The following is a 24,765-nucleotide window of genomic DNA, read 5'->3' as shown; positions in this document are numbered from 1 at the left end:
AACTATAAATTAATATCAGTTGATTTACAAATATGAATACCGTATTGCTTCCGAAGTGCTTCGAACTGTTGTTTTGTACTGTCTTCAAATCCGGTAATTGGCGACATACAGTCTTCTAGTATTGTGATACGCGACGTGATCTCCCTATTGTCTGCAAAATATTCCAAAATCTGATTGACAGAGGCTAATACACAGTGACTGGAGGCCTGACCGACAATGTAAATGGAGTCATACTGGCTTACAGCATTTAGCACTTCAAAATTGATATAATGCTCAGGGTCGTACTCGGCTTTTATGATGCCATACATTTCAGAATAGGGATTTTGCCCTTTGTAAATTAACCGCGGGGCTGTGCTGCGAGCCGCCGCATGAAAGTAGAGCATTTTGGTGAACTGGCTTTCGAGCTTTGCCCCTACCGTTCCTTCTAAACAATGATATGGCCATATACACAAGTTTTTTTTGTTTTCAATTTCCAAATTATGGAGATAATCCATAGAGCGATCATGTTCACCATTGGCCGCTGTCCAGATGCCTTGAACAACATCTTCGTAAGTAATAATGGTAAATGGTGACGGATGGTTGCCTTCGCGATCTATCCACCAGACTGGGTGAAAAACCTGCATCAGGGAATGACAATCTAAGCTACATATAATCTGAGTCAGTGAAGCTATATTACGATGCATCCATTTTGTGAGTCGCTGCACATCCTCTTTAGACCCCGGCACAGCGAGACTACCGATACTTTCCATAAAGTCGTTTTGCACATCAATAGCTAATAATAGATTCCTTTTCTGATCCTGCGAAGCAGGATTAATATTTTCAGATCTTCCAAGGGCCAGTATATCGGGTATATGTTCTACACTTTTGTGAGAAGCGATAAGGTTGACATCGATAATTTGCTGATACGTGGTATTCATGATACTTAAAAGTTAATCATTAAAAATTGGAACTGCGGCAAACTTATGCGCTGATAAGGCTATACGCTGATCAATTAGCTTATCGATATTTTCATCCCCTGAGGTTCCTACTAATATAAATGCATCTATTTGACCATATGTCATACCCAGTTCATCCTCATCGGTTTGTCCTTCCCAAAGCCCTGCTGATGGTTTCTTGTCAATAATGGAATCGGGTACTCCGAGGTATCTAGCTAATGTATATACTTCTTGTTTAGTAAGCATACCCAATGGATTAAGGTCTGCTGCACCATCGCCCCATTTGGTAAAGTAACCCACTGTACGCTCGGCCATATTACCTGTACCGATCACAAATCGGCTTCCAAGCTGTGCTAACTGATAAAGGTAAGTCATGCGAATACGCGGACGTATATTGGCTTGACTTAGGGCTCGATTGACAGTTCCCGCCTGTCCTAAGAAAGTCACATTGGTGATAGTCAAGGCATCTACGGCTGGTTGGATATCAAAAGTATGGTGTGCGAAATTGAACTTCTGAATCAGTTCTAATGCATGTTGTGAACTGCGGGTATTGGTCATATCATTGCCATAGGGCATCATAACCAAATGCGTATCGACTTTGCCCAGATGGCACAGGCAAGCGACAACACTACAATCTATCCCTCCGCTCATACCTAGAACTACTCCTTTACGGTTGGCAGCAGTAACCTGTTGCGCGATCCATGTTGCTATTTTAGTTGCATAGTGTGCGACATTGTCATCATTGATAACAAATGGCTTTTGTAATTTAGTTTCCATATACGCGATTTGATTCTAGTTTTAATAAATTTCTGATCTCGTCAAATGTATTGGTGAAAAGGAATTCACCATCGATATAAAAATCTTTCAAAAGATCTCGATCCTTTAATGCTTTTATTGTCTCTGGATTAAGATCATCGATCAAACGATAATCATGGTCTTCAAATATCACTGCCACCATACCTTTCTGCGATTTTTTGAAGTTTCCGGTATCGGTCGCAGGTCGTTTTTGAATGGCTTTAAATTGTCCATCTACTTCCTCTGCTGTTCCTTTCAATGCGAAACCGAAAGTATCACGAGTTACATACTGATAAGTGTACGAACCTATTCCTAAAGCCGTATTAGTTGAAGCAAAACCTTTTTTCATCAATCCGTTGCAGATCTTTTCAGCACGGTCGACTGTAATAGAATCTCCATAAACAACACCGATATGGGGGTCTAATTCTTTGTATCCTTTTGAATTGACAGTACCACCAAAGATTTCAAATAGGCGTTCAACAATTCCTTTACGAACGGTTTCACGATCGGAATCCTCATCGCCACAGATAATATGGATCGGATCTCCGCTATCGGGACGAATCACAACTTTTCCATCTCTGGCAAGGATCAGTTCTTTTAACTGCGGTATAACTTGGTCTACTACGTTCCAAAGGTCGTAGGTATCGGATACTATTGAAATATTACCACTTGGATAAACTTCAGTGATGAGATGGCGAAATGCTTCAACTTCCTTTTCGCCATATGAACACATTACACTATGCTCTGTTGATGGCGTATACATGAGAACATCATTAGCTGCCTGATAATAGCATTTAAGATAGTTCCTTACAGATAATGTGGCTGATACTGAAAAACTCAAGAGATGCCCTCCTGCTGTCCGATAGGCAGTCTCGGGAGCCCCCATGCCACGCATGGAAAAATCTCCTGCCTGGGTCTGAACTTTTTGAATATCTCCAGTTTTCTCGGCATAGTTGGTCAAAAGTCTTTTATACTGGTCTGCTATGGTAGCTGCTGTCATAGGTGACCAGATATAAGCGGAAAGTTGGGTTTCTAAGTACCCTGGCAACCAGAAAAAGTCAGGATGGGTATTTTCGATCGTGAACATAGGTACACCTACAGGAACTAAACTTCCTTCCCTGATAGCTTTGACTTTAATAGGCAGATAACCTAGTTGATGTAAAGCACTGATGTGGGCTGAGCTGTGAGTAGCAGCAAAATTAGCATTGGTATTTGCAAAAACATGCTGGATAGCTTCTTCATATTCGGCCACTACTGTTTCTAACGGTTGCTTGAAAAAATACTGATCAAAGGCATGAGTCATTTCTGCGAGCGCTCCCTGCAATCCGAAAAATACGACATGGCTAATACCGTCTATCCGTGACATACGTGGTGTCCAGGTTTCATATACCCAATTGGTTTTGGCCGGATATTGATCTTTGTGGCATAACTTGTAACCGTCTGTCCAAAGGATGGGATTTTTGCTAATCGGATTAAACATAGTTTTCGAGATTAATGGTGATGTATTCTATTTTGGGATGCGTCTCATGCATCATTGATGTGCTGGTAAAGACTTTGTCAATAGGCGAATCTTGATCGAGCAATTTACCGGATAATGCACGGGGTTCACAATGTGTGACAAGAAGATAAACTTCACTGGCTCCCATTTGTTTCAAAATCTGCCCTGCCCAAAGGAAGGTTCCACCTGCGGAACAAAGATCATCCACGATGATGCACTTTGCCCCTTGTGGTATATCGCCCTGTTTAAGAATCATATTTTCAATACGTCCGGTATGCGGATTACGGGTCTTGTCAAAGACGCAACTATTAGCATACCCTGCATTTTCATACCGTGAAGCTGCCCCTTTGTCTGGAAAAACGATACGGTCGCTATCTGTAAACTGAAGCTTATTTATGATGGACGGCAACCAATCTAATGCTGGATAAATGGCTTCACTATGATGCAACAGTTCAGTAGTCTTGGTAGAGTGCGGTTCGATTACATAAACCTTTTCAAAGTTAAGGTCATTGATAAACTCGCAGATATATTGAAGGGTGAAAAGATCACCGTCAATCTTACGGTCCATACGGCTGTAAGGCATGTAATTGATCACTAACTTACAGTTTACCTGTTCTTGTTCAAGCCTTTTCTTAACAAATAAAAGTTTGATGAGGTCACCATCCTCTTGATATGTGAACTGAAGAAAGTTATCTTTTAAGATATACGAATCAAAATCTTTCACTTTGGTTTCTTTATTAGGAAACTGTTCTGTGATTATTGTGTGGGTGTTTAATACGATCATAACTCTCTTTTTACTATTGAGTATATTTTACTCAACAAATATGAGTATTAATTTTTATTTACACAATGTTTCTGAGTATTTTTTACTCATAAAAAAATATCCTAAATATAAAGAGCTGATAAACAACGCAAATAATTTTTGATTATAATAGCTTTGTAAACAAAAAAGCCACATCTCTTGATGTAGCTTTAAAATAAACATATGCATTCAAACCTAATTTACTTATATGCGTTTATCGATTGAGATACTTTCCACCTACCTCCGTCATTAACAATGTTACGATGTCTCTCTGGCTAAAGCCATCCCTCTTCATGGTTACTTTAGCGACCATATTGTCACTTGATTACTGTACAATAGTGGTGTTTGGCTTACAGCTTAGCTAGTCTCCTTTTTGTTTTTCCAGAAATAAAAGAACTTCAGAACGATGTTGATTTTGACTCTATCATTAACAACATCTTTAAGAATAAAAACAGACATCTGTATAAGGAGTAGATAGAAGAGGATATTACGAGTTTGCAGTTAAAAATTTTATACCATTCTTTTAAAATCGATTCACAAACTAATACTGGAGAATGTTTCAAAAAATTAAAAACATTGTCTCATAAAGAAGCAATGATGCTGATTTTGAACTTATCTTTAAGATAGAATAAGGTAGTTTTTTCTTTTTTATTGCGGCAGATAGCAAAAAAAGGAACATTCAATAGCGCGCTATCTGTTTGAGGATTTTCCATGTGATGATCAGACAGATCATTACTGGGATCATAGAGTTGAAAAAAAAATGTATCTTTCAAATTGTTTTATTCATATTATTCTTTATCAAAATATTTTTTAAGATCGGATATGCTCTTTATCTGGAGTTCAACAGCATGTTTTCTGCGCATCATTAATGCGTAAGAATTGTTAAATCCTAATGGCTTCATCCATTGAATTCCATACTGTTTCTGAAATTCAGAATTGACGTATTGATAGGTTTCTTCTGGACTTTTTGTAACCTTTTTTAGATCTCCATTTGAGGGCTTTAACAATACCAACAACCCGGTTCCCGTATATTCAGGATAAAAATCTATTGCATCGTTCATCAATGCATCAAAACAGATCTTGGTTCCTCCCAGTCCTGTTTTGGTCTGCACCCTATAATTCGTATAGCCTTCTATCAGCATTTTATACATTTCGGCAAGAACATACTGCTCGCCAAATATCTTCGAGCCAATGCGCACTGTTCCCGCATTTCCACGGTTTGATTTTTTATATAACTTATTTTTAATTAAAAAATCTTTCGCAATTTTTTCAGGAGTTTGATTCAGATAATCGGATTTGTAATTCAGATCCGTCATAATAGAATCATTAAATTTTCCGGCCAAGAGATTGAGTGTTTCTTCAAGTTTCGGAAACTTCTCCAATGTTTTTGATTTAATAATTGGAGCTGCATAATAAGGCGGAAATATCTTTTTGTCATCTTCCAGAACATATAGATCGAAAGCCTTAATTCTTCCGTCAGTAGAATATCCACTAATCAGATCGAGTTCTTCTTCATAAGCTGCTTTATACATAATGGCATCACTTACAACGACAGGATTTACATTAAGTTCGTAAACAGAACGCAAACCAAGATCTCCATCCTGTCTTCCCATAAATTCCGGCGTAAAACCGGCTGTAATTTTTTGATGGGAAATAGAAGTAACTCCATAGACCACTCCCACCATGATAAGTGATGCAGGAATGATATATTTTAACTTTTGAAAGATTTTATATCCGGATTTTTGTAGAACAGCAATTGTCTGATCTAGCATAACCGCCATTAGGGCTGCAGGAATTGCACCAGATAAGATCATATTGGTATTATTAAGCGATATTCCGCCAAAGATAAATTCACCAAGACCTCCTGCGGCAACAAATGAAGCCAGAGTGGCAACTCCGACATTAATAACCGCAGCAGTTCTTATTCCTGCAATGATTACAGGCATTGCCAACGGAAATTCTACCTTAAAAAGAAGCTGACTTTTATTCATTCCCAAAGCTTTTGCAGCTTCAACAACAATCGGGCTTACCGTTGTGATTCCTGTATATGTATTACGGATAATGGGCAAAAGCGCGTAAATCAGTAAGGCAATAATGGCTGGTTTTGCACCGATTCCAAAAATAGGAATCATGAAGCCCAATAAGGCAATACTTGGAATTGTCTGTAAAACTCCTGCCATTCCGAGAACAGGAGTTGATAATTTCTTTTTGCGGGCAATTAATATTCCTAAGGGCACACCGATAACAATAGCCAGAAGCAATGAAAGAAAAGTCAACCCAAGATGCTGTATAATCTGTGTTAGCAGTTTTTCATGCTGCTCCATAATAAACTGCCAGAGACTTTGCTGCGTCATACGATCTGTAATTTTCTATAATCATTAAATCCCTTGATCAGATTTTCATAATGCCCGGTATTTTTATAATCTGAACTTAATTTTTGAAGTGCATTCCAAACACTTGTCGTTTCTTTGAAATCGAACTTTTCTAATCTATTTTCAGGCTTCATATAGCCTAAAACATCTTTTAAAGTGGCTATTTTATATTCCAACAGAAGACGGTTTTCTGCAAAAAAATCATTTACAAAATCATTCCTTGAATGATACAGCATTTCTTTTGGGGTTCCAGTCTGAATAATTTTCCCTTTATCCATCAGACAAATCCGATGCCCCAATTCAAATGCTTCCTGTACATCATGTGTCACTAGAATAATAATTTTATTCTTAAGTTCTTCTAGGGATTTAAATTCGGTATGAATACCGGCTTTTGTAATATTATCTAATGCTCCGAAAGGTTCATCCATAAGCAAAACAGGAGTATTTGCGATGAGTGCTCGGGCAATTCCTACTCTTTGCTGCTGCCCACCACTCAGTTCGCCGGGAAACCGTGAAAGCATATCTTCGGAAAGATGAAGTTTATATAAAAGCTCTTCGATTCGGTTTTGGATCTTTCTTTTATCCCATTTTAATAATTTGGGGACAATAGCAATATTCTGCTGAACAGTATAATGAGGAAAGAGCCCGGAATGCTGCATAACAAAACCTATTCCCATCCGTAGTTCTTCGATTTTCCGATCACGGATATTTTGACCATTAATTAAGATATCTCCCGAATCAGACTCTATAAGGCGGTTGATCATTTTTAGCGTTGTTGTTTTTCCGCAACCACTCGTTCCTAGAAGCACCAGAATTTCATGATCATAAGCCTGAAAAGAAATTTGGTCAACGGCAGGCTTTCCGTTAAAACTCTTTGAAACCGATTCTACTGTAATCATAGTTACATTATTGAATTAGTTGTATGTCTGTGAACTGTCATTTCAGACTGGTTTGGACAAACTTTAAATTTGTTATTTCTGCTGTTTCCCGTGATGTGGTTTCAGAAGTTCATCTTATTAAATGATGTATCTAGCGCAGATTCAAAATCTTTTCTACATGCGGAAAAATCTCGACAATATACCGATGATAAAGCATTTATAAATAAAATAAGGATTACAAATTTTAACTTCATTATTAAAAGCGTTAGGGTCAAATCATCTATTATATAACAATTTACATATATTTTATCACTTTTACTATGATAATTTCATATTGTTTTTATATAACATAAAAGCCACATCTCAACATCTTGTCTTCACTAAACATATGAATTCAAACTTTATTTACTTATAAGAATTAACAGTTTAAGATACTCTCCGTTTACCGTTATCATTGACTAAAGTCGCATGATCGGTCATGATAAAGTCATCAAACGACATGATTACTATGGCTGCCATATAATCAGCTGATTGCTGAACAATCATGGTATTTATTTTACAGTTCAACTGCTCACCTTTTTATTTTTCCAAAAAGAAGATGACCTCTGAATGGCTATTAATTTTAACTTTCGATGTCTGTACTTTTTGGGTAAAGTCGGATGTAAACAATTACTATCCTTCTGTCATAACCGCAAAATAATAATCAATGGTTAGATATTACAATTTATCAACAAAGCAGTCATGATGTTTCATAATGTCTTTATGTTATAATTTGTTAATTTTTATTAAGCTTACGTAGGTATGCACTACTGGTACACCACTTTAAGGAAAATAGCTGATTGGGGTATGTCATTCCAGTTCAATGGCATTTTTTTTTTTTGGGGGGGGTCGATGTTGAAGACGATATTCAGTATTCCTAAATTGGTATAGACTATCTAATGACTAATTGGAAATCTTATAGGCATAGTTAATGGTAAATGCATTGTTCTGCTCTTGTCCAAGGGTATAGAATAAAACCCTACAATTCAGAACGTTTGAAAATAATCATAGCCGATAATGCAAAATTACTTAAACAAAGCATAATAACCTAAAAGTTATACTATTACGTTAACGTAGAACGGATCTTGTCAAATTCGCCATTCTTAAGGTGCTATTTGACAAGGTCCGTTATTAATCGACTCCTGACCATAGCTGGACAATAATTCATTTCAAAAATTTTAGTAAAAGAAAAAATCTGCTCACTAAAAATAGCAGCAAATCAATTTGGGAAAAAGACATTTGTTTGGTATCTTAGGTATATGCTTTACTGTATGGAAAACCACAAGACCACTATAGTGTAATGCAAAAAATATAACGTACTAAAGTACGTTTCAATAAGTTGTCGAAATATTTTAAGCAGTTAATAAAAAGTAATATGGAAAAATTTTTAGGAGTAGACGGAAAATATCACTCAGAAGGATCTTTTCTTGGAACAGATGGTAAATATCATCCAGAAGGATCTTTTCTTGGTACAGATGGACAATATCACCCAGAAGGATCTTTCCTTGGTACAGATGAAAAATATCACCCAAAAGGATCTTTTCTCGGAACTGATGGACAATATCACGCAGAGGGATTCTTTCTTGGAAAGGATGGACAATATCACCCAGAAGGCTTTTTTCTTGGAACGGATGGACAATATCACCCAGAAGGTTCTTTCCTAGGAACTGATGGGAAATATTACCCAGAAGGAAGTTTCATTGGAGCAGATGGTAAATATCATCCAAAAGGTTCTTCCCTTGGAACAGATGGAGAATATCATTAATATAGCTCTTAATTCTTTGACACAGGTGGGTAATATGTCCACTTCATTTCATGCACTCAATAAGTCTTTATAGATAATTTGAAGAATTCAGAAATGATCGTTTCAGATTCATTGAATAATGAATCCTGACTTATTTAAAATATGTGAGTTGTAAGAAGGCAAATATTGAAAAACAATCTGAGATCAATCTTCGAGAAAAATTGGTAGCCTTATTAACAACTCTATTGGGAAAATAATGACGATTATACTCCGTTATAGTTCCTAAAAAACAATAATACGTGAAATTAGCATGTCGAATGATTACATTCGACATGCTAGTTGTTTTAACTTCTAAAACTTCTTTAAAGTCTTATCCTGTAAAATGAGAAACTGATAGAACTAATTCTGCATTAGGCAAATGCTAATGATATAGCGTTCCCTAATTAATTGCTTTTACAAATTGTCCTTTTAAATCGAAAATAAGATTCGCTCCCCCTCTAATATCTATTTTATAATTGTTATGCTCTTTTTCGATAAATTCAACCTGGCTTGCAGGATAATTCCGTATAATGTAAGACAAAATATTTTTTCTGATATCCTGTGAAGAAAATTTTCCTCCTAGTCCGTTTATTAAATTCCAATTAGCCATATACTTCAAGTTTTAAAATGTTAAATATTATGATGATTTTCTAATCATGTCATCTAATTTCCAATCTTCATCTTTTATAATAACCTAAAGCTAAATATCAATTTGGGAAAGAATTAGGAAAGCTCATAATTATGAATTATCATAATACTATTTCAAAAGCTTAAAAAAGTTCGCTTCCATTAAAAATTACAAAAAGCTGTCAGCGAGGTACAATAAATAAAAAGGCATTTTTATTAGAATGGTTTAGTATTTATTTAATATGATATAAATTGAAATTTATTTCTCATTTTACAGTAGTCAATAACTAATTCGAAAATTTTGACGCAAATATTTCAACGGAAATTTTCTTAAAACCTTACACCTATATTTTTGACCCTCATTACGATACATGGAGCATCTTACTAACTATTGGATAAGAGCAAATCGCGTGTTTTAGGAATTAAACTTAGTTAAAGAAATTAGTCTTTATACAAAACTCTATATTTTGAAGGAGATATTCCCTTAAACTTTTTAAAAATTTTTGATAAATGACTTTCATCATTAAAATCCAATTCAAATGCGATCTCTTTTAGTCGCATTGTACTATACTTTAAACGTATTTCAACAAGTTTAAGCTTATAATCTAGAATATAATCTTGCAAAGAAACGCCTGCCTGTTTTTTAAAATATTCACCAATATAAGTTTTAGCAATTCCAAACTCCTTTGATAAAGATTCTATAGATAATCCCTTGCGATTGGCAATATTTTTTTGGACATAGGTTATTAATTTCATCACATCCTGTTTCTTTTTATTCTCCTCACTCTGACCAAAGTCGTTCTGTTTCAAATTACGAGCAATCAGATTTAATATTATAGCCATACATTGTCTTATAATTAGGTAATCTTGTATTGGATTTAAATACTCTCTTTCAATAGTATACAGCAATTGCTCAGCAAGTACTCCATCTTCTTCAACGTAAAAAACACAACCTGACTTTGTATGAAAATTATGTATAATATAAGTCAATTTATACATATTATCGCAAGTTTCAATTCGGTCAGATTCCAAACGGATTTGAGTGATAAAGTATTGCGGACATTCTACTATCAGAAATTTACTTTCTTTTGCACTTTTAAATATATATTGAGTATCAAAAGGAATAAGAAATAACTTCCCTTTTTGAAATGGGATGTTCTGAAAATCAAAACAAACTGTTCCTTTTCCTTGCCTCACATAAACTAATGTTAACTCAGCCTTAGATTGAATTAGTAAAGATTCTTCTTTACTAATTATCTGTTTGACGGCTAACGGGGCTATCTTATTTACATTCATTATACAAACAATAGAAACCTTTTTAGACACAAATTATTTTGTACTCAAAGTGTTTTCTTTGCAAAGAAATAAAAAATAATAATATGAATGAACATAAAAATAGGTGGAAAATCTTACGATATTTAGTCGTTGGTGCTTTCTTATCACCATTGGATTACTTTATCGTGAATATGGCCTTGTCTGAAATAAAAACATTTTTCCAGGCAACAGAAAACCAATTACAGATGGTAATCGCTATTTATGGACTTACTTACGCCGCTCTAGTTGTTTGTAGTGGAAAAATTGGTGATATTTATGGGCGAAAAAAAACATTCACTTTTGGCCTCTGGATTTTTCTTTTTTCCTCAATTGCATGTGGATTGTCTCCTACGATCAATTTTTTAATCTTTTCCCGTTTTTTACAGGGTATAGGAGCTTCTTTACTAGCTCCGCAAGTATTAGCTTCTATAAAAATACTCTTTGATGAATCCGAACGATCTAAAGCTTTAGGGCTCTTTGGTTCTGCTTTTGGATTAGCGGCTATTATAGGCCAACTGCTAGGAGGTATCTTACTAGATCTACATTTATGGGGAATGACTTGGGAGATTATATTTTTTATCAATGTACCTGTAGCAGCAATTTGCTTATGTGGGATATATACAAATATGCCAAATGAACTGAAAAAAAAACAGTCTTTAGATGTTGGGGGAGTAATTCTAATTATTAGCACACTACTCTGCTTTATCACTCCTCTTATCTATGGCAGGAAATTTAATTGGAACTGGTGGATTTTCGCTATTATACTGCTAAGTTTTACTCTACTTGTGCTTTTTGTTAAACTTGAAAAATACAGAGAGAATCGAAATAAAACAGTGCTTTTATCGATCAACTTATTCCAAAATAAAGATTTTGTTTACAACCTTCCAATTATTTTATTTTACAATTTCACAGCAGGACTATTCATTTGTTATCCTTACTATTTACAGGAACATTTACATTGGGGTGTGCTAGCCTCAGGATTAGCTATTGCTCCCTATGGTATTGGTTTTTTTTTAGGTCCAAATTTATTTGCTAGAATAAACAAAAGTCCAGCATTCTGGATACAATTAGCTTTGGGATTATTGCTATTATCTTTTATAGCGCTGGGTGTAAATTTTTACTTTTTCGATAAACCGAATTTCATCAGTCATCTCCTCTTTTTATTTGCAGGATTAGGTCATGGATTGATTATGACCGTTATGATGAAAGAAAGTATTCGATCTATCACAATAGAACAAGCTGGACAAGCTTCGGGCATCATTAGTACTATTATGCAAGTGGGCAGTGTACTAGGTGGTGCTATTATAGGAACACTCTTTTTCGGTTTAACAGCAAACTTAGGTTTTTCTACTGCATTAGCGGCTGCATTAGTTGCTATTGGTGCCGTTCAAATATTTGGTATAAGCTTTTATCTTATAAATAGTAAAAAATAAACATTAATTATTTCATATGAAAACACAGAACAGTTTAGAATTGGGTAAAAAACAGGTACAAGATTTTTGTAATAATATTCAGGTATGGTTTAATGGTACAGCAAAAAATCAAAAACACTTATATGAGCAAATTATAAATACATTTGCACCTGCTTTTAAATTAGTTAACGGCGATGGTGATGTAATCGATTTTACTATGCTTTCACAGTGGTTAAAACAAGTGTATGGACAGTTTCCATCTCGAATAGTATCATTGCAAAAGCTAGAGGGTTATGCAACTTCACAACACATACTTGTGTCTTATATTGAAATACAATCTACAGGTGAGATTCAAACAATCCGACAAGCTTCAGCAATATTCATAATTAAAGACAATAAAGCTTTATGGTATCACTTAATAGAAAAGTGGATAGATTAATTTTTTAGTAAGAGCACGATAGAAAAGCCACATCTCGCGATGTGGCCATAAATAAACATATGATCAAATAGTAAATTCCTTGTATGACCTGATGGGTTGAGATACTTTCCAGTTGTGGCCATCGTTGACGAATGATATAAGATCGTTCTTAATAAAGCACTCATAATATCTATGCCTACAGTTTGTAATTAGCTTGCATTAGCCCTTCAACCACCAACTCGCCTCTAATGCTTACTGAAGATATTTCTGATTCGTTTGTAGGCTGTAAATTGTCCCTCATCTATGACGCCTAGCCTGACATATTAAAAACCTGGTTAATAAAGGAAATGGGTAGATTAAATTATGAGGACTTTTTGATCCCCAAAAATTAAGGTGATGTCTAATTCATAAAGTGAAAAGTATAATACTTATTTGCATCAAATAAATGATTTTTGGCAATAAATAATGAACTTCTAAATTAGCAAAGATTATATGTGTGCGATTTTGCGACAAATTTCAATGAATATCGTGATATATTACTAACTGGTAAAAGTGATTTAGATTATTAACTTTGACAAATATTGGATATTCAAATCAATTTAGAAAAATATAATCAATTATAAATAATGAGAAATATTGTACTTTTTATTTTCTTGCTATCATCTGTTTTTTGCTTGGCTCAACCCTCAGAAGGAGAAAAAATCAAGATTAATCTTTTAATTGATACCGTAGCAAACAAAATGCTTAAAATACCTTTAATTCATTCTACGTCAATCGCGATCGTTTATCAAGGAAAAGAATATATTGGTCACTATGGAGAATTAGAGAAAGGAAAAAATAACTGCCCTAATAATGAAACATTATATGAAATTGGTTCTCTAAGTAAAACTTTTGCAGGAACACTTGCCGCGAAGGCTGTATGTGAAAATAAATTGAATATTGAAGATGAAATCCAAAAATATTTACCGGAAGACTATCCAAATCTAAAATATAAAAGTCACCCCATTCTTGTAAAACACCTGCTTTCGCACACAAGCGGTTTTCCAAACATGATTCCACTAGAAGCAAATATAATACTTCAGGATTTCACCAACCATGATACTCCTGCTAAAATCAATGAACTTCATCGTAACTATGGGCAAAAAGATTTCCTTAGAGATCTCCATAAAGTCAAGATTGATACAGTTCCAGGTTACAAATATGCCTACTCTAGTGCAGGCAGCGAAATTATCGCTTTTATATTAGAAAAAGTATATAAAACTAAATATGAAAAATTATTAACAGATTACCTTGCTAAAAGTATCGCAATGCAGAAAACAAAAATCAGCCTTTCTGATCAAGAAGCTATAAAACTTGCAGTAGGTTACCACAGTGATAATAGCATGATCACCTCAGCAATGCCACAATTACCTTGGGGAGCATCCGGTAATATGAAATCGACAATACCTGATATGGTTAAGTATATGAAATTTCAATTAAAAAATAATAAGATCGTTGCCAAATCACATGAATCAATTTTCAAGGTTGATCCTGAGTTCAGCATTGGATATTTTTGGAATATTGCCACTGATGATAAAAAATTAGGTACATACTATGTGCATCACGGTGGCGTGCCTCGCTCCCAATGTTATATCTACATTATTCCAAAATACGATTTAAGTGCATTTATTATTACCAATCAAAGCGGTATGAACACAGCCAAGGTTATGGAAGATGCATTAAATGAAATATTTGAAAAAATAACACAGTAAGGTCGAGATGGATAAGGCTATCAAAGATACGGGAGTTTTTTATGAAAAATACTGCTAAACTAAATACAGTCCCTGCAAGCTTTTAACTTTAATAGCTTTATAATCAAATGAAAATTGACTTCAGAAATATAGATTACCTTAAACTTGGATATACCAAACAAAGGAAAATACATAAAATAATAACCGAATATCATCTTTTCGAAATTCTCAACGAATACAAACCAATTTTAGTTGGAACAATTCCAATAAATATCGATATAGAAGAGAGTGATGTAGATATAATATTACAAGCTCATAATTTGAAGAAGTTAACGCAATTATTACTCAAGAGTTTTGCTCAATTTGCTCAATTTCGATTAAGTACCTTCAGCAATGGAGCCCTAACCTCTAATTTTATGCTAGAAGATACGCTAATAGAAATATATGCGACAGATATAGACACAGAAAAACAAAATGGATATTTACATATGATTAAAGAGTACGAAATCCTGCAGGCTAGAAATGACAGTTTTAAAATGGAAATAATAAAATTAAAAAAACAGGGAATAAAAACAGAACCGGCATTTTGCAAACTACTGAATATAGGTGGAAATCCATATGTTGAATTATTAAACTACACCGGTCAATAGTGCTGATCAACTTAGCATACCGTTATAAAAACTCACAAACAAAGATGAGTTTGGCAGAAAATTACGAGAAGCCTTAAAGCAGGTTAATAAACTTTTACAAAGCCATTCCTGAGCGAATGGCTTTATGAGTTATGTGCTATTCGATTGCCTTTTTGATGAATTGTAAATATACCACAGCGAATTGTAAATAGTTTATTCGATTTTGAACTTTTGATGTAGATTTATAATTAAAAATAACATAAATTATATGTGTATAAATGAAACTATAAAAATTTAAACAAACACTAAAGAATCAGCAACAGTCATTTTATCTATTGACTGTAATTATATAAGCGACGAACTAACAATAATATGAAAAAACTTTTATTACTTTTTACAATTGCTCATTTTTTGACTTCTTGTAATGGGCATGAAACAAAAAAAATAGATAATAAAATTGAAAAAATTGCAACTGAAAAAAAAGATACTATTAAAATCAACGAGATTAACTTAAATTCAAGTTTGGATAAAACACTGATTCCATTTGGCCTAAATAAGAATGATAATAATAATTCAGTATATAACTTAAATTTAGATTATGAAGAATTTTCATTTTCTCCTCAACAAAATTTTAAATTCAATGATCAGGATATCGGTAAAATAAAAAGTTTAATCATATACTATTTGAAAGAAGACAACACTGCTTTTACTTATGAAGTAGAATTAGAAAACAACAATAATTGTGAATTATTAATAGGTGAATTTAATAAGGTTTTCGGCAAGCACATGTTTTATCAAAAAAATGAAAATACAAAAGAACGTCCTATATTTTTAGATGAAAACGGAGAGCAAGAAACGCGACATATAATTGAAGAACTGATACAATGGAATGATAGTCAGCATAATGTAAGCTATTTTGTGACTTATAAAAAAAACCTCACTACAAATGAAAATAAATTAACCGTAATAGCGATATGTAACATTCATAAAAAATATGCGGAATGGATAGATTTTAGAAGCCTCAGTATGGTTTTTCCAAAATAATCAAAAGATGATTGCAAAGAGGGATTTTGCATCAGGCAGTTAGTATGCCCAATTAAAATAGAGATTTATTCAAACATAAATTGATTACATCGCCACAGAAATAAGTAATCTTCCTACAAATATCAATTAGATCTTATTTATTGATCGACTTATGAGTAGTTTAAGAGAAAATTTTAAAAATTATGAAATCAATTGAAAATTTAACAAAATTCGAGCTCGTTCAAGACGAAGAGCAAACGATACAAGGAGGATTCAATCCAATGGGTGGAATCTCGTTATCATTCTCACCTGCTCAAGGAGGAGAAAGTGGCGGTACAATCGGCGTATACTTAAATGGAAGCCATATTTCAAACACATACTTTTTTACCGAACACAATTGGGTATATACTAGTAGCTATATGTAGGCAATAATGAAATCAATTTTCCGAAATTAAAACTCGTTTTAATTTCGGAAAATTGATTTCATTGTATTTAACCACTTCAAAAATGCTCATTCAATGGAGTTTAGAACTATATCCATAAATGCCTTAAGATGAACAGTTGATATGAGCAACAAACATTGAAATCCAATTTATTGCATTTTTAAGGTTTTCGAAAGTACTAATCTGTGAACAAGATATTACTGATTATCTTGTTGTTTACTTTTTTATATTCAAACGTTCCTCCAGCACCGCTTTGTGATGTATACGATAGGCTATCGGCACTCCAAACAAAATCTTCTGATTTAAAAAGCAATGCAAACAATTTTTTTATTTCTGAAACTTCTGTAAACGGAATCGTTAACTGATAAGAGCTTACGCCAACTGGACATTCTTTTTGACTATAACTTATTCGATTTGTAAATTGCTGCAAAAAATCACATTTTTCTCCCAAAATTTTTTGAGGTCCAATAGTATCGTAATGACAAACAAGGTAGGCATATAATGAGGAATAAGATTTGTGAGATTGTAACCAGTCAATTTTAGTCATATCGGGTTTGACAAGTACAAATCTTTGATTTTTTGATTGTGCAAATGAAAACTTACATACCAAAAGTAAAGCAATCAAAATTGTTGTCTTCATTTAGTTAGGAATTATATGGCCAATCTTAAACTCATAATAAATTGTTTCTGTAGAAACTTGAATAGATAAATAGGGAATCTTCATCATCGATACTTTTAATTTAAAGGACGGCAACTCCAGGCTTTTAATCTTATTGAAAAGCCGTTGACACTTATAAAATTAATAAATTATTTACGTAAGACCAATTGACGAAAAGATTACTCAAGTTTGTTCACCCAATCTCCTCTTAATTAATTCCAACTCTTCAGCTATGACAGCTGTTCTAGAATGACAATATGGTTTAGAGAAAGGCTCGGGACTTTACCAAAAGATAGGTTGACAATTATATTTTCTTAGCATGGAATGCGAAAAAATGGTGTCTATTAGTGGATAGACACTAATGCATTAACAATTATATTTACAAATGCCTATTACTAAATAAAATCAATACCTTAAGGTATTGAGGGTAGTACCTATTCTTTTAAAGTAGTATCTTAGGGTGAAAAAATTACAATATCCGGCTTTATGATGAGTACGCTTACAAATTTAGTTTCTGAATAGAAAAACAATTTTATACCTTCGATTGACAGATGGAAAAGAAACAATATGAAAAAAATATTATCCTAATATGCTTTATTTTAGTCAAATTTCTTATTCAATATTCACTTATTAACCCAGAATATGAATTGCAAAGAGATGAATTTTTGCATATAGATCAGGCAAACCATTTGGCTCTTGGATATTTTTCTGTTCCACCAGTTACGTCCTGGATTTCGTATATAATTAAATTACTTGGAAATACTGTTTTTTGGATTAAATTCTTCCCTACACTTTTCGGGGCGTTGACAATTCTCTTGGTCTGGAAAACAATTGAAGAATTAAAAGGGAATCTTTTTGCGCTTATCTTAGGGGCAAGCTGTGTGACATTTTCAGTATTATTCAGATTAAATACCTTATTTCAACCAAACTCACTAGATGTCCTGTGTTGGACTTCACTGTTTTATTTCATTATAAAATATTTAAACAGTAATCAGACTAAATCGATATATCTCATTGCATTTACATTTGCGATTGGATTTTTAAATAAATACAATATCATTTTCCTTATTTTAGGAATTATTCCCTCTTTACTATTAACAGCTGAAAGAAAAATCTTTCGCAATAAAAACCTTTATTTTGGAATTGGATTAGCTTTCATTATAATTTCTCCAAATATAATTTGGCAATTCAATAATCATTTCCCTGTTGTCCATCATCTTCATGAACTTTCAGAGACACAGCTTGTAAATGTGGATCGTTGGAGTTTCATCCGCTCTCAGTTTCTATTTTTCCCAGGAACTTTAATTGTTGTTTTTTTTGGACTTTTTGCGTTGCTAAAGCAGCAGAAATTCAAAAAATATCGTCTATTCTTTTGGGCATTCTTCATAATAATCTCAATTTTTTTGTTTTTAAAAGCTAAAGATTATTATGCGATTGGAGTTTACCCAATTTATTTTGCTTTCGGTTCAGTATATATTTCAACTTTATTAGAAAATGAAATTGGTAAAATCTTAAAACCATTATTTATCCTTTTGGTGGTTGTATGTTTCATTCCGATTTACCGTGTTGCATTTCCTAATAAAAGTCCGGAGTACATTGTCAATCATCCCGATAAATACAGAAAATTTGGAATGTTAACTTGGGAAGATGGAAAAGAGCATCAATTACCACAAGATTTCGCAGACATGTTAGGTTGGAAAGAACTTGCCAAAAAAGTGGATAGTGTTTACATTACTATTCCAAACCAAAAAAATACGTTGATATTATGTGATAATTACGGGCAAGCCGGAGCTATCAATTATTATTCAAAGAAAGGAATCCGTGCTGTAACATTCAATGCAGATTATATCAACTGGTTTGATTTTGAAATAAAATACTATCATTTAATCCGTATCAAAAATGCTTGGGAGAAAGAAAATGAATGGACAGAAACTTCTCCATATTTTGAAAATGCTCGTATTGCAGATTCGATCACGAACAAATATGCTAGAGAATATGGAACAACAATTTTTTCTTTCATGAATGCCAAAATTGATATTAATGAAAGAATAAAAAAAGAGGTAGAGGACGTTAAAAACTTCCATTAAAAATCACCGTATTGCAAGAACTAAAATCACACCAAAGGGTGCCATACTTTTACGCAACTGCATATCGTTATATACAACACCATGCTGCCTTAACCCTCTTTACATAGCGCTGTCACAGACCTTAACTAGTTTTGTGACATAGTCAGCCACTTAAAGTTTGAAAACACATTACTAAAGCTGATAAATTGTGGTTGCGTATAGATCTGTTTTTAACTTGACCTTCATTGTGAATTCCTTGGTTTTATATGATATGGTGCTTTTTACGAATAATAATTTTGATCTGCAGTATTCTAATTGCCATGATTATGTCATGAAACTAATTGTCACAATTTAGTATTATATTTTAATTTATCTTCATTTCATGAAGCAACTACTAATCGTATTAACCTTATTAATTACACAATCTTGTCAAATAAGCAACCTCGGTAAAAAAGACCGCCATGCATTATATATAAATACAATTATTCCAGCGTATTCGTCACTAAAAATTTCAACTGAGGACGCGAAGTCTTTTTCGTTTGAGGTGATAATTAAATCTGATAGTACGATTCATTTAAGAACTCATGATACGGAAATTAGCATGGAAAAAGATAATAAATACGCTTTAAATGTTGACGACAGTGAAAGTGTGATATTCAAAAATTTATCAAATCGGAATAGTGTCATTAAGCTCAAGATTTTCAATCATTCTGCCAAAGTAATGCAAACCATAGATAAATTATAATATGGTTCGAAATTAGAATCAAATATCCTACAACAGACTTAAAATTTATGGAATTAAGATGAAATTATTGGTTTACTTGAAATAAAAAGAAAGGCCATAATGATAATCATTATGGCCTTTCTTTTTATTTGACGGGAGTGCCATCTGCGATCTCTTCATCTGCTTTACTGAGGAGTAACATTGTTGGATTAAGATTCCCAAATATTTCTACCTGCTCCTCAATACTGCGTCCTTTTTGTACGGGAACACGGCTTGTTTTATTGGCTATAACTGCTATTACAAAACTACCTTCACCTGAAGTGTAAATGGCTGCTTTGGGTACAACAAAAGTACTATCCTGAGAGGTTAACGGTAACTCCACCTCGGCAACCATACCGGGAAGAAGTTTGTTGTTGGTATTGTTAATGTCAATTTCAATCCTTTCTGATCTCAATTTGCTATCCAGTGCTCCTGACTTACGTGCAATCTTGCCTGTAAAATATTGTCCTGGCAAGGATTTTACGGTGAACTGCAACGGCTGTTCTGCAACCAGGAAGCCCGCATACTGTTCAGGTACAGATACAGCTAAACGCAGCTTGCTTTGTTGCTGGATTGTCATGATCGGCATTTCCGAACCTCTACCTGCCGGTCCTACATATGCACCTTGATTAACATTCCTTGTTGCAATAACACCATCAAATGGAGCGCGTATTTCAAGATAGTTCAGCAGATTCTGCACCTCAGCATACGCCGATTTTGCCGCCTGAAACTGGGCATAATCGGCATTCTTTTTCGCCTCTGCGACTTCCAGATCCAATCGAGCTACGGTACCTTCAACTTTACTGGTTTCAAACAATCTATCGTAAGTGCTTTTGGTTGCCGTATAAATGGCTTCTTGCGACTTTAACCTCGATTTTGCAGTTGACAACTGTGAACTTAATTCTGGAGCTTCAAGGACAGCTAACAACTGTCCCGCTTGTACCTTACTACCGATATCGACTTTTAAAGTCTGCACATAGCTACTCACTTTGGCATAAATTTCGACCTGCTGAAATCCGCTGATCTCGCCCGGTATCTGCATTTTACTTGTTAGTTTTTCCTTAGAAAGGACAAATGTTTCTATTGCTGGACTTTCTTTAGTTACTTTTTTGCCAGTTTCCTCAGCAGCAGACTGACATCCGGTTAAGTAGGCGAATAAGCCAATCGCGTATAATATTCTTAAGAAATTACTTTTCATCTGTTTAAATTATTGATATGTTTTTAAGCTCTTCAGTATAAATGAACTAATTCACCTCGATTTGAATGAATCATGATGATTTCATTTTAAAGGTTTTAATGCTGCTATATAATGTTTACTTTCTTCATCTTCCGGATCCAAAGAGATCGACTGCGTGCTACTTTTCTCTTGTATCCAAGCGAATATTAAAGGTAAAATAACAAGTACGGCGAAAGTTGAAAACAATAATCCCCCGATTACGGCACGTCCCAGCGGGGAAACTTGCTCCCCTCCTTCACCATGACCAATTGCCATTGGTAACATCCCGACAATCATAGCCAAACTGGTCATAATAATCGGACGTAGACGAAGTGAAGCCGCCTCTCGTGCCGCAGCCAATGCATTTTGATTGTGCTTACGTATATGTTCTGCGTTGGTGATCAAAAGTACTGCATTGGCGATGGACACCCCTACAGACATGATAATTCCCATATATGACTGCAGGTTAAGTGTTGAGCCCGTCAGTAAAAGCATCAATAGAGATCCAAGTACCACGGCTGGAACTGTTGTTAGGACGACCATTGAAACTTTAAAGGATTGAAAGTTTGCCGAAAGCATCAGAAATATGACTATAATCGCAATTGCTAGGCCTGCCTGTAAACTATCCATTGTTTCGCCCAATACTTTGCCCAATCCAATCTGCTCGACAGAAAGCCCACGTGGCAATTCGCCTAAAGCGACAATACTGCGCTGTACATCTTTAGAGGCTGTTTTTAGATCGGTATGATCAATATTGGCAGTCACAGAAATGTACGGCATAGCGCCTAAGTTATCGTTCTCACCATAGGTAAATGATGGCGTAATAGTTGCAATATCGCTCAGAATAGGTCGTGAAGAATTTTTTAGCAATGGAATTTCGCCAATCTCTTTTTCATCTTTCATTTTGTCTATTGGGACCTGAACTTGCACGTTATAAGATAATCCAGCCTTTTCATCAATCCAGGTATTCTTTTCCGTGTAACGAGAGGATGAAGTCGCGGCAATTAGTGAGCGCGATACCTCTGCAAGGTCAATACCAAGTTGAGCAGCGCGTACACGGTCAATTGTAATATCATAGGACGGATATTTAATGGATTGTGCCAGTTGAATATCTCTGAAGTATGCTATGGTTTTTAGTTCTTCTATTAGTTTTCCTGCGTATTTTTCATTATTCTTTTTGTTTTTACCTGCAATCCGTACTTCAACAGGTGTTGGCGAACCTTGGCTTAACACTTTGTCCGTGAGTTCGATCGGCTCAAAAGAAACCTGTACATCTGGAAGAGCAGTTTTGAGTCGATTCCGATACTCATCGCGGAAGCTATCCATATCGTGATGGTAATCTTGAAGAGCTATTTGGAAAACAGCTTCATGAGGTCCTGCCATAAACAAATAGATCGGTGATACAGAAAATTGTCCTGGATGTTGACCGATATAAACAGATGATATGCTAATATGTTCTTTACCTACCAGTTTTTCAAGTTCTGCTAATGCACGTTTCGCTTTTTCTTCCGTACGTTCAATACGGGTACCTTCGACGGCCCGTAGGCGCATTTGAAACTGGCTCGAATTCACCTTTGGAAACACATCCTGTCCAATGACGGAGAGTAAAATCACCACCAAGCTAATGGCTCCACCTAGATATACGATGGTGATGATTTTCTTTTGTTTAAACAGTTGATCAATCATGTTCATAAACCGATTTCTGAATCGTTCGAACAGACTGATTTTACCATCGTTATTAAAATCTTCGCGTTCGACTAGAATTCGCTTTTGATTTAGCGTATCTTGCTCAGATTCCACTGAAAGGCCTGTTTCCGCAAATTGCACTTCATCTGCACTCAATCCTTTAGGATTAATCTTATGTGCTCCTGCTTTATGATGATCTTTCATAAGCCAGTTAGCCATAATGGGTACAAAAGTCTGTGACAATAAGAAGGAGGTGATCATTGAAAATCCAATGGACAAAGCCAGTGGTAAGAATAAAGATCCTGGGATACCTGTCATTGTAAATGCCGGAGCGAATACAGCGAGAATACACAATAAAATCAAAAGCTTCGGAAGGGCTATTTCCTTACAGGCATCCCAGATCGCCAATGCTTTAGGTTTTCCCATGTCCAAATGTTGATGGATATTCTCTATCGTTACAGTACTTTCGTCAACCAGAATACCAATTGCCAGCGCCAATCCACTCAGTGACATGAGGTTGATGGTCTGTCCAAATAGTTTTAGGAAGAGTACTCCCGCTATAACAGAAATTGGAATTGTTAAGATAACGATCAAGGCAGCCCTTCGGTCACCTAAAAATAGTAAAACCATTAACCCGGTAAGAATAGCGCCGATTGCTCCTTCAGTGATTAGACTTTTAACAGAGTTGATAACATATACCGATTGGTCAAACTCATAGGATAATTTAACATCTTCGGGCAAGGTATTCTGAATTTTTGGAAGTGCAGCCTTCAAATTTTGTACAACTTCCCAAGTCGAAGCATCACCAGCCTTGGCAATACTGACATAGACCGATCGTTTTCCATTGACAAGCGCATAGCCTGCAGTAACATCGGCTCCATCCTTCACGCTAGCGATATCACCCAGATAAAGATTTTGGACACCGCCTTTAAAAAGGGGAATTTTCTCAAAATCTTTGACATTACGAATGGTATTATTAGTTGACGTAATGTAATTTTTATCCTTTATACGGACATTTCCCGCTGGTGCAGTCTGGTTATTAAGCTTTAACGCTTCTACGACCTGATCAGGGGTCATGTTGTGGCTACGCATCAATTCAGGATCAACATTGACCTCTATTGTCCGCGGACTACCCCCAAATGGTGGTGGGGAAATTAGACCCGGTATGGAGGTGAATGAAGCCCGTACATAAACATTGGCTAGATCCTGTAATTCATTATTCGAGCGCTTATCACTACTAAGTACCAATTGGCCTACAGGAAGTGAAGATGCATCAAACCGAATAATAAAAGGCGGTTGTGAACCCGGAGGAAATGAAGCCTGTATCCGGTTAGCGAGTGCGCTCAATTCCGCCGCTGCTTGTGCCATGTTGGTATCTTCGTAATAAGAGATCTTCATTAAAGTCAAACCTTGAATATTTTTGGTCTCAATCGACTTTACCCCATTGGCAAAAAGTAAAATATTAACGTAGTTTTTAGCAAAATAAGACTCCATCTGATCTGGAGAATAGCCTCCAAAAGGGTGCGCAATATAAATAACAGGAAGGTTCATTTTGGGTAAAATATCAACCTTAATCGTGCGTACTGCACCTATTCCAAACACAATAAGACCCATAACCAGCACAAGGATGGATATTGGCTTACGTAAGGCAAAACGTATTAAATTCATGCTTTGTTAT

Annotated in this window: 20 protein-coding genes; 8 read left to right on the top strand and 12 right to left on the bottom strand. The window is 34.9% G+C overall.

Annotated features, from left to right (window positions below; all coding sequences use genetic code 11):
* Window positions 1-2 precede the first annotated feature (2 nt).
* The 7 genes from HCX49_RS03085 to HCX49_RS03060 all read right to left on the bottom strand — a co-directional run bounded on the left by HCX49_RS03085 (window position 3) and on the right by HCX49_RS03060 (window position 7,301).
* Window positions 3-917 (bottom strand): hypothetical protein, encoded by a 915-nt coding sequence (locus HCX49_RS03085; RefSeq protein ID WP_168126080.1) that lies wholly within the window; start codon window positions 915-917, stop codon window positions 3-5.
* Between the two features lie 12 nt (window positions 918-929).
* Window positions 930-1,712, bottom strand: a complete 783-nt coding sequence (gene nadE / locus HCX49_RS03080; RefSeq protein WP_168126079.1) for an NAD(+) synthase — start codon at window positions 1,710-1,712, stop codon at window positions 930-932.
* Entirely contained in the window at window positions 1,702-3,210 is a 1,509-nt protein-coding gene (locus HCX49_RS03075; RefSeq protein WP_168126078.1) for a nicotinate phosphoribosyltransferase, read from the bottom strand. Before HCX49_RS03075 ends, nadE begins: the two co-directional genes overlap by 11 nt.
* The gene (locus HCX49_RS03070; protein ID WP_132771432.1) at window positions 3,203-4,012 is read right to left on the bottom strand and encodes a ribose-phosphate pyrophosphokinase; all 810 of its coding nucleotides are present in this window, start codon (window positions 4,010-4,012) and stop codon (window positions 3,203-3,205) included. The genes HCX49_RS03075 and HCX49_RS03070 overlap by 8 nt, the downstream gene beginning before the upstream one ends.
* Before the next feature lie 599 nt (window positions 4,013-4,611).
* A complete protein-coding gene (locus HCX49_RS25340) occupies window positions 4,612-4,803 on the bottom strand; it encodes a hypothetical protein (RefSeq protein ID WP_206368188.1) in 192 nt (63 codons plus the stop codon).
* Between the two features lie 15 nt (window positions 4,804-4,818).
* A complete protein-coding gene (locus tag HCX49_RS03065; RefSeq protein ID WP_168126077.1) occupies window positions 4,819-6,384 on the bottom strand; it encodes an ABC transporter permease/substrate-binding protein in 1,566 nt (521 codons plus the stop codon).
* Window positions 6,381-7,301, bottom strand: coding sequence for an ABC transporter ATP-binding protein (locus HCX49_RS03060; protein ID WP_168126076.1), 921 nt, complete (start codon window positions 7,299-7,301; stop codon window positions 6,381-6,383). Before HCX49_RS03060 ends, HCX49_RS03065 begins: the two co-directional genes overlap by 4 nt.
* Before the next feature lie 1,393 nt (window positions 7,302-8,694).
* On the opposite strand from HCX49_RS03060, the gene HCX49_RS03055 reads away from it, so the two are divergent.
* The gene (locus HCX49_RS03055; RefSeq protein ID WP_168126075.1) at window positions 8,695-9,084 is read left to right on the top strand and encodes a hypothetical protein; all 390 of its coding nucleotides are present in this window, start codon (window positions 8,695-8,697) and stop codon (window positions 9,082-9,084) included.
* Window positions 9,085-9,502: 418 nt separating this feature from the next.
* On the opposite strand, the gene HCX49_RS03050 is transcribed toward HCX49_RS03055, so the two are convergent.
* Window positions 9,503-9,712, bottom strand: coding sequence for a PepSY-like domain-containing protein (locus tag HCX49_RS03050; RefSeq protein WP_168126074.1), 210 nt, complete (start codon window positions 9,710-9,712; stop codon window positions 9,503-9,505).
* A 458-nt stretch (window positions 9,713-10,170) separates the two neighbouring features.
* Window positions 10,171-11,025, bottom strand: coding sequence for a helix-turn-helix domain-containing protein (locus HCX49_RS03045; RefSeq protein ID WP_168126073.1), 855 nt, complete (start codon window positions 11,023-11,025; stop codon window positions 10,171-10,173).
* Between the two features lie 83 nt (window positions 11,026-11,108).
* On the opposite strand from HCX49_RS03045, the gene HCX49_RS03040 reads away from it, so the two are divergent.
* The 6 genes from HCX49_RS03040 to HCX49_RS03015 all read left to right on the top strand — a co-directional run bounded on the left by HCX49_RS03040 (window position 11,109) and on the right by HCX49_RS03015 (window position 16,680).
* Entirely contained in the window at window positions 11,109-12,476 is a 1,368-nt protein-coding gene (locus tag HCX49_RS03040) for an MFS transporter (RefSeq protein ID WP_168126072.1), read from the top strand.
* A gap of 16 nt (window positions 12,477-12,492) precedes the next feature.
* On the top strand, window positions 12,493-12,894 hold the full coding sequence (locus HCX49_RS03035; protein ID WP_168126071.1) for a hypothetical protein: 402 nt from the start codon (window positions 12,493-12,495) through the stop codon (window positions 12,892-12,894).
* Window positions 12,895-13,499: 605 nt separating this feature from the next.
* Window positions 13,500-14,624 carry a serine hydrolase domain-containing protein gene (locus HCX49_RS03030; RefSeq protein WP_206368186.1) on the top strand — a complete coding sequence of 375 codons (1,125 nt, stop codon included), beginning with the start codon at window positions 13,500-13,502 and terminating at the stop codon, window positions 14,622-14,624.
* A gap of 107 nt (window positions 14,625-14,731) precedes the next feature.
* Complete coding sequence (locus tag HCX49_RS03025; protein WP_168126070.1) at window positions 14,732-15,253, top strand: DUF4269 domain-containing protein; 522 nt, start codon at window positions 14,732-14,734, stop codon at window positions 15,251-15,253.
* Between the two features lie 351 nt (window positions 15,254-15,604).
* Window positions 15,605-16,276, top strand: a complete 672-nt coding sequence (locus tag HCX49_RS03020) for a hypothetical protein (RefSeq protein WP_168126069.1) — start codon at window positions 15,605-15,607, stop codon at window positions 16,274-16,276.
* Between the two features lie 182 nt (window positions 16,277-16,458).
* Window positions 16,459-16,680 carry a hypothetical protein gene (locus tag HCX49_RS03015; RefSeq protein WP_168126068.1) on the top strand — a complete coding sequence of 74 codons (222 nt, stop codon included), beginning with the start codon at window positions 16,459-16,461 and terminating at the stop codon, window positions 16,678-16,680.
* A gap of 196 nt (window positions 16,681-16,876) precedes the next feature.
* Here HCX49_RS03015 and HCX49_RS03010 read toward each other — a convergent pair whose 3' ends face one another.
* Complete coding sequence (locus HCX49_RS03010) at window positions 16,877-17,338, bottom strand: hypothetical protein (protein ID WP_168126067.1); 462 nt, start codon at window positions 17,336-17,338, stop codon at window positions 16,877-16,879.
* A 569-nt stretch (window positions 17,339-17,907) separates the two neighbouring features.
* Between HCX49_RS03010 and HCX49_RS03005 the strand changes: the two genes are divergently transcribed.
* Window positions 17,908-19,443 carry a glycosyltransferase family 39 protein gene (locus HCX49_RS03005; RefSeq protein ID WP_168126066.1) on the top strand — a complete coding sequence of 512 codons (1,536 nt, stop codon included), beginning with the start codon at window positions 17,908-17,910 and terminating at the stop codon, window positions 19,441-19,443.
* 848 nt (window positions 19,444-20,291) lie between these two features.
* Here HCX49_RS03005 and HCX49_RS03000 read toward each other — a convergent pair.
* Complete coding sequence (locus HCX49_RS03000; RefSeq protein ID WP_168126065.1) at window positions 20,292-21,383, bottom strand: efflux RND transporter periplasmic adaptor subunit; 1,092 nt, start codon at window positions 21,381-21,383, stop codon at window positions 20,292-20,294.
* An 81-nt stretch (window positions 21,384-21,464) separates the two neighbouring features.
* Window positions 21,465-24,755 carry an efflux RND transporter permease subunit gene (locus HCX49_RS02995; protein ID WP_168126064.1) on the bottom strand — a complete coding sequence of 1,097 codons (3,291 nt, stop codon included), beginning with the start codon at window positions 24,753-24,755 and terminating at the stop codon, window positions 21,465-21,467.
* Between the last annotated feature and the right edge of the window lie 10 nt (window positions 24,756-24,765).

Source organism: Sphingobacterium sp. B16(2022) (genome assembly GCF_012030425.1).
GTDB lineage: Bacteria > Bacteroidota > Bacteroidia > Sphingobacteriales > Sphingobacteriaceae > Sphingobacterium > Sphingobacterium anhuiense.
The sequence above is the reverse complement of the archived record's forward strand: the minus strand, read 5'-3'. Positions and strand labels throughout refer to the sequence as shown.